This is a genomic window from Thauera aminoaromatica S2, from assembly GCF_000310185.1.
GTDB classification, from domain to species: Bacteria; Pseudomonadota; Gammaproteobacteria; order Burkholderiales; family Rhodocyclaceae; genus Thauera; species Thauera aminoaromatica.
Map to the genome: position 1 here is coordinate 1 of NZ_AMXD01000171.1, position 6,845 is coordinate 6,845.

The window sequence follows — 6,845 nt, forward strand, 5'->3', positions numbered from 1 at the left end:
GCGGGCCTCGCCGAGGGCCTGCAGGCGCGGGGCTGGGCGCGGCTCGCGCTGCCCGCGGGCCACGCGCCCTTCGCCGACGGTGGCTTCCGCACGCCTTCGGGCAAGTGCGAGTTCTTCTCCGCCTCGCTCGCGCACGAGGGCCTCGACCCTTTGCCGGCCTGGCATCCGCCCGCCGAGTCGGTGCCCAGCAACCCGGCGCTGGGTGCGCGCTATCCGCTCGCGCTGATCACCCCGCCGGCGCGCAACTTCCTCAATTCCACCTTCGCCAACCAGGCGCGCTTTCTCGCCGACGAGGGCGGGCCGAAGCTCGAGATCCACCCCGAGGACGCCGTCGCGCGCGGCGTCGTGGAGGGCATGCGCCTGCGCATCCACAACGACCGCGGTGACTTCATCGCGCGTGCGGTGGTCACCACCGACGTGCGCCCCGGCGTGGTGTGCAGCCCCTCGGTGTGGTGGCCCAAACTGTGCGAAGGCGGCCACAACGCCAACGCGGTCATCGCCGCGCGCCCCACCGACATGGGCGGCGGGCCGACCTTCTACGACTGCCTGGTGGAGGTGGAGCCCGCATGAGCCCGAGTACGACCCTCGACGCGGTGGCGGACATCCTCGCGCGCGCGCAGCGCATCCTCTTCGTCACCGGCGCCGGCATCTCGGTCGATTCGGGCCTTCCCACCTATCGCGGCATCGGCGGCCTCTACCACGACCGCCTCACCGAGGAGGGCCTCACCATCGAGGAGGCCTTGTCGGGCGAGATGATGGCGACCCGGCCCGAGATCGCCTGGCGCTACATCGCCCAGATCGAGGCCAGCTGCCGCGGTGCGAAGCCCAACGCCGCCCACCGCCTGATCGCCGCACTCGAGCAGGAGAAGGCGCTGGTGTGCGTGCTCACCCAGAACGTCGACGGCCTGCACCGCGCCGCCGGTTCGCGCAACGTCATCGAGATCCACGGCACCGTGCATCGGCTGCACTGCATGTCCTGCGGGCAGGGGCGCCGGGTGGAGGACTACGCCGGCCTCTCCATCCCGCCCGAATGCCCGCGTTGCGGCGGCATCCTGCGCCCGGACGTGGTGCTGTTCGGCGAGGCGCTGCCCGAGCTCGCGATCGAGCGCCTGGAGAGCGTGCTGTCGCAGGGCATGGACGCGGTGGTGTCGATCGGCACCACCAGCGTCTTCCCCTACATCGCCGGCCCGGTGCTGTGGGCGGCGCGCGAGGGCACACCCACGGTGGAGATCAACCCCGGCGACACCCAGGTCAGCCAGTTCGTCGACCACCGCCTGCGCATGTGCGCCGCCGAGGCCCTGCCCGAGCTGTGGTGGCGGATGCATCCGGCGGATCCGGCGGAAGACAGGGGTTGGTGAAGGAAACGGGGCCGTTTCCGCCAGGGGCAGGCCCGACCGAGGGTGGAGCGGGCCTCGGAAAGGATCGCGACTCGCGTCGCTCCTGCAAGAATCGCGGCGCCCGGGGTGGGGCGTAGGCGCGGCGCAAGCCTCGACCTGACGCTCCTCCAACGCCGCGCTTCCGTTCGGGGCGCCGCGTGGAGGATCTCCCCGCTTACAGCAACACCCGCTCGATCCCTCCGCTGTTCGCCTTCGCCACGTAGTCCGGCAGCCAGTTTTCGCCGAGCAGGTGCCTGGCCAGCTCGACCACGATGTAGTCGGGCTCGATGCCGCCGGCGTCGTCGGCGTAGCGGTGCATGCCCTGCAGGCAGCTCGGACACGAGGTCAGCATCTTGATCTTCGCGTTCGGGTCGCCCTCGCGCAGCTTGGCCGCGCCCTTCTCGATCTCTTCCTGCTTGCGGAAGCGCACCTGGGTGGAGATGTCGGGGCGGGCCACCGCGAGCGTGCCGGATTCGCCGCAGCAGCGGTCGGACAGGTCGACGCGCGTGCCCATCAGCTCGTTGGCCACCTTGATGCCCTGGTACTGCTTCATCGGTGTGTGGCAGGGCTCGTGGTACATGTACTTCACGCCGCCCACGCCCTCGAGTTTCACGCCCTTCTCCATCAGATACTCGTGGATGTCGAGCAGGCGGCAGCCGGGGAAGATCTTCTCGAATTCGTACTTCTGCAGCTGGTCCATGCAGGTGCCGCAGGACACGATGACGGTCTTGATGTCGAGGTAGTTGAGCGTGTTGGCCACGCGGTGGAATAGCACGCGGTTGTCGGTGGTGATCTTCTGGCCCTTCTCCTCCTCGCCGGCGGCGGTCTGCGGGTAACCGCAGCACAGGTAGCCCGGCGGCAGCACGGTGTGCGCGCCGACGTGGTAGAGCATGGCCTGGGTGGCCAGCCCGACCTGGCTGAACAGGCGCTCGGAGCCGCAGCCCGGGAAGTAGAACACCGCCTCGGACTCGCCGTTGGCCTTGTGCGGGTCGCGGATCACCGGGATGACCTTGTCGTCCTCGATGTCGAGCAGCGCGCGGCTGGTGCGCTTGGGCAGGTTGCCGGGCATCGGCTTGTTGATGAAGTGGATCACCTGGGCCTTGATCGGGGCCTTGCCGAGCGTGGCCGGGGGCGCCTTCACCTGCGGCTGGACGAGGCCGAACTTCTTGCCCAGCTCGTGGGCGAAGCGCTGCGCCTTGTAGCCCCAGTCGATCATGCCGGTGCGGATGGCCTTGATCGTGGTCGGGTCCTTGATGGTCAGGAAGGCCATCGCCGCCGCCTTGCCCGGATTGAACGACTTCTTGCCCTGCTTGCGCAGCAGGTTGCGCATCTTGATCGACACGTCGCCGAAGTCGATGTCCACCGGACAGGGCTTCTCGCACTTGTGGCAGATCGTGCAGTGGTCGGCCACGTCCTCGAACTCGGCCCAGTGCGCCAGCGACACGCCGCGCCGGGTCTGTTCCTCGTACAGGAAGGCCTCGATCAGCAGCGAGGTGGAGAGGATCTTGTTGCGCGGGCTGTACAGCAGGTTGGCGCGCGGCACGTGCGTGGAACACACCGGCTTGCACTTGCCGCAGCGCAGGCAGTCCTTGATGTCGTGGGCGATCTCGCCGACATCGGTCTGCTCCATGATCAGCGACTCGTGGCCCATCAGGTTGAAGCTGGGGGTGTAGGCGTTGTCGAGGTTGCCGCGGATCGGCCCCTTGCGCATCAGCTTGCCGCGGTTGAAGCGGCCTTCGGGGTCGACCTTTTCCTTGTAGCTCCAGAAGTTCGCCATCTCGTCGTCGGTGAGATAGTCGAGCTTGGTGATACCGATGCCGTGCTCGCCGGAGATGACCCCGTCCAGGCTGCGTGCCAGCGCCATGATGCGGTCGACCGCGCGGTTGGCGGTCTGCAGCATCTCGTAGTGGTCGGAGTTGACCGGCAGGTTGGTGTGCACGTTGCCGTCGCCGGCGTGCATGTGCAGGGCGACGAAGACGCGGCCGCGCAGCACCTCGCGGTGGATCTCGGCGATGCGGGCGAGGATGGGGGCGAACAGGGCCCCGTCGAAGGTCTGCTCGAGCAGCGGGCGCAGCTCCTCCTTCCACGACACGCGGATCGAGTAGTCCTGCAGGCGATGGAACAGGGTCGGGCTGGCGGCGCGGTTGGAGAGCTCGCCGGCCTGGACGCCATAGGCGGCGAACTGCGGCTCGGCCTCGGCGAGCGCGAGGTCGAGCTTGTCCAGCAGCCACTGCCAGCGCCGGCGCACGCCGGCGACCTGCTCGAGGGCCTGGGCGCGGTGGTCGGAGACCAGCGCCTCGCGGTCGAGGCCCTCGTCCTTGATCTCGAGCGGCAGCTCGCCCTGCAGGAACTCGGCGAGGCGGTCGCAGAGCGCGATCTTGTTCTGCAGCGAGAGCTCGATGTTGATGCGCTCGATGCCGTCGCAGTACTCGCCCATGCGCGGCAGCGGGATGACCACGTCCTCGTTGATCTTGAAGGCGTTGGTGTGGCGCGAGATCGCCGCGGTGCGACTGCGCTCCAGCCAGAAGCGCTTGCGCTGCTCGGGGCTGACCGCGATGAAGCCCTCCGAACCGCGCGCGTTGGTCATGCGCACGACCTCGGAGGCGGCCTTCATCACCGCGTCCTCGTCGTGGCCGACGATGTCGCCGATCAGCACCATCTTGGGGCGGCCGTGGCGACGCGCCTTGGTGGCGTAGCCGACCGCCTTGACGTAGCGCTCGTCGAGGTGCTCGAGGCCGGCGAGCTGCACGCCCGCGGCGTGGCCGGCGCCGCCCGGCTTGAAGAAATCGGTGATCTCGACGATCGCCGGCACCGCCTCGCGCACCTGGCCGAAGAACTCCAGGCACACCGTGCGGGTGACCGGCGGCATCTTGTGCAGCACCCAGCGTGCGGCCACGATGAGGCCGTCGGTGCCTTCCTTCTGCACGCCCGGCACGCCGCCGAGGAACTTGTCGGTGACGTCCTTGCCGAGGCCGACCTTGCGGCAGGCGGCGCCCGGCATGGCGAGGATCTCCTCGCCAAGCGCGGCGTTGGTCAGCCCGTCGAAGCGGCGCAGGCGGAAGCGGACGGTCTCCTGCTCGTGGATCTTGCCGAAGTTGTGGTCGAGGCGCTCGACCTCGAGCCAGTTGCCGTCGGGCGTGACCATCTTCCACCACGCCAGGTTGTCGAGCGCGGTGCCCCACAGCACGGCCTTCTTGCCGCCGGCGTTCATGGCGATGTTGCCGCCGATGCAGGAGGCGCTCGCCGAGGTCGGGTCGACCGCGAACACGCGGCCGGCGAGCGCCGCCGCCTCGGAGACGCGCTCGGTGACCACGCCGGCGCCGGTGCGGATGGTGGGGTAGGGCTCGGCCATCGCGCCGTCGATGCCCGGCAGCACGGTGGGCTCGACCGCGCTCATGGCGAGCAGCTTCTCGGTGTTGATGACGACCGAGCTGGCATCGAGCGGCACCGCGCCACCGGTGTAGCCCGTGCCGCCGCCGCGCGGGATGATGGTCAGGCCGAGCGCGATGCACTCGCGCACCAGCGGCGCCATCTCCTCCTCCGTGTCGGGGTAGAGCACCACGAAGGGATACTCGACCCGCCAGTCGGTGGCGTCGGTGACGTGGGAGACGCGGGCGTGACCGTCGAAGCAGATGTTGTCGCGCCGGGTGTGCCTGGCCAGCGCCTTGAGCACCGCCTTGCGGCGGCGCGCGGTGTCGTCGAACCAGCGCTCGAAGTTGGACACCGCCTCGCGCGCACGCGCCACCAGCAGGGTGACGTGGTCGTTGCCCTGGCGGCGTTTGTCGATCTCGTTGAGGCGGTGGTCGAGCGCGCCGATCAGCGCGTCGCGGCGCTCGCGCGAGGTGAGGAGGTCGTCCTCGAGGTAGGGGTTGCGGCGCACCACCCAGATGTCGCCGAGGACCTCGTAGAGCATCCGCGCCGAGCGGCCGGTGACGCGTTCGGTGCGGAGCTGGTCGAGCACCGCCCAGGCCTCGGCCCCGAGCAGCCGGATGACGATCTCGCGGTCGGAAAACGAGGTGTAGTTGTACGGAATCTCGCGCAGGCGTTGGCTCATTGGACTACCCGGAAGCGGCTGCAGGGAAGCGGTCCATTCTAGCGAACCGCAGTGCACCATGCAGCAAAAATCAAGACCTTAAGGCCAGCAGGGATTCGGCCTCCGTCGCCTGGTGCGGCGAGCTTCAGCGCGCGGCGGTGAGCGCGATCTCGATCCGCCAGCCCGGGTCGGCGAGCCCGGCGACCTGGACGCAGGCGCGTGCCGGGGCGCTGCCGGGCGGAACCCAGGCATCCCACACCGCGTTCATGCCGGCGTAGTCGGCCATGTCGACGAGGTAGATGGTGGCCATCACGATGCGCGCGGGGTCGCTGCCGAGCTTGGCGAGCTGGCGGCCGACGGACTCCAGCACCTCGCGTGTCTGGGCTTCGATCGATCCGGCGCTGCTCGCGGGGACCTCGACCAGGTGCAGGACGCCGGCGTGGATGACGGCGTCGGCATAGCGGGCGGTGACGCCGTGGCGTTCGATGGCGGACATGGGGGGGCTCCGTTGCGAGGGCAGGGGGCGAGTATAGGCGAGGGCGGCGGCGCGGCGCGGGTCGGCGTGCGCGGCGGGCTCAGGCGCCGGCGGACGGCAATGCCCAGGCGATCGCCGCGTAGCGCAGGCCCTTTCCGAGCGCCATCCACGCCAGGCAGGCGAAGGCGTTCAGGCGCAGCGCACCCGCGGCAGCGCACAGCGCGTCGCCGATCAGCGGCACCCAGGACAGCAGCAGGGCGAGGCTGCCCCAGCGCAGCAGCGTGCGTGCATGCGCGCCGGATTCCTTGCGGGGCAGCAGGCGGCCGAGCGCGTAGGTGCTCATGCCGCCCGCGGTGTTGGCCGCGGTGGCGACGAGCAGCGCTGCCGGCGTCAGTTCCGGGCGCAGCGCCAGCAGCGCGGCGAATACCGCTTCGGAGCCGCCCGGCAGCAGGGTCGCGGCCAGGAAGGCGGACGCGGCGAGGCCCGCGAGGAGCGTGGGGTCCTCGTTCAGCATCGGTGCGGGCGCCGGCGGGGAGCCGCATGCGTCTCGGTGGCAATGCGATGTGCATTGACGCCGATGTATGTCATATGCAAAATCGTGTTACGCATTTTGCGTAGAACCGGACGAGGAGACAAGATCATGAAGCGAATTCTCGGCGCCACCGGCGTCGTTCTCGTGCTCGCGGCGCTGACCCCCGCGCAGGCATGGGCCAATCCCCAGCACGAACGCATGAAGCGTTGCAATGCCGAAGCGAAGACGCAGGCGCTCGGGGGCGATGCGCGCAAGGCCTTCATGAGCACCTGCCTGAGCGGCAAGCACGAGGCTGCCGCTGCGAGTGCTCCGGGTGCCGCGCCTGCTCTCGCCTCCGGCAGCGCGGCCGGCGTCCCGGCTGCAGCGCCCGTTGCGGCACCGGCTATGGTGCCGGCAGCGGCCCCGGCCGTCGCACCGGCGGCCGCGGCG

6 protein-coding genes are annotated in these 6,845 nt (G+C 69.8%); 3 read left to right on the forward strand and 3 right to left on the reverse strand.

The genetic code is table 11. The features are described from left to right. Window positions 1–570, forward strand: a 570-nt coding sequence (locus tag C665_RS17440) for a molybdopterin dinucleotide binding domain-containing protein (RefSeq protein ID WP_004324574.1), incomplete at its 5' end; no start/stop codon positions are given. Further along, window positions 567–1,358: an NAD-dependent deacylase gene (locus C665_RS17445; RefSeq protein WP_004324575.1), complete on the forward strand. Its 792-nt coding sequence runs from the start codon at window positions 567–569 to the stop codon at window positions 1,356–1,358. The genes C665_RS17440 and C665_RS17445, both read left to right, overlap by 4 nt. A 193-nt stretch (window positions 1,359–1,551) precedes the next feature. Here the strand turns inward: C665_RS17445 and C665_RS17450 are convergent, their stop codons facing one another. The 3 genes from C665_RS17450 to C665_RS17460 form a co-directional block, all read right to left on the reverse strand. Further along, entirely contained in the window at window positions 1,552–5,430 is a 3,879-nt protein-coding gene (locus C665_RS17450; protein ID WP_004324577.1) for a DUF3683 domain-containing protein, read from the reverse strand. A 124-nt stretch (window positions 5,431–5,554) separates the two neighbouring features. Then, window positions 5,555–5,905, reverse strand: a complete 351-nt coding sequence (locus C665_RS17455) for a RidA family protein (protein ID WP_004324579.1) — start codon at window positions 5,903–5,905, stop codon at window positions 5,555–5,557. Window positions 5,906–5,984: 79 nt separating this feature from the next. Continuing rightward, window positions 5,985–6,398 (reverse strand): YqaA family protein, encoded by a 414-nt coding sequence (locus C665_RS17460; protein ID WP_004324580.1) that lies wholly within the window; start codon window positions 6,396–6,398, stop codon window positions 5,985–5,987. A 126-nt stretch (window positions 6,399–6,524) separates the two neighbouring features. Here C665_RS17460 and C665_RS17465 point away from each other — a divergent pair. Further along, window positions 6,525–6,845: PsiF family protein (locus tag C665_RS17465; RefSeq protein WP_004324581.1), on the forward strand; the 321-nt coding region annotated here is incomplete at its 3' end.

Coding starts and splice junctions, on each gene's coding strand:
- C665_RS17445 (WP_004324575.1), top strand. CDS start 567: ATGAGCCCGAGTACGACCCTCGACGCGGTGGCGGACATCCTCGCGCGC.
- C665_RS17450 (WP_004324577.1), bottom strand. CDS start 5,430: ATGAGCCAACGCCTGCGCGAGATTCCGTACAACTACACCTCGTTTTCC.
- C665_RS17455 (WP_004324579.1), bottom strand. CDS start 5,905: ATGTCCGCCATCGAACGCCACGGCGTCACCGCCCGCTATGCCGACGCC.
- C665_RS17460 (WP_004324580.1), bottom strand. CDS start 6,398: ATGCTGAACGAGGACCCCACGCTCCTCGCGGGCCTCGCCGCGTCCGCC.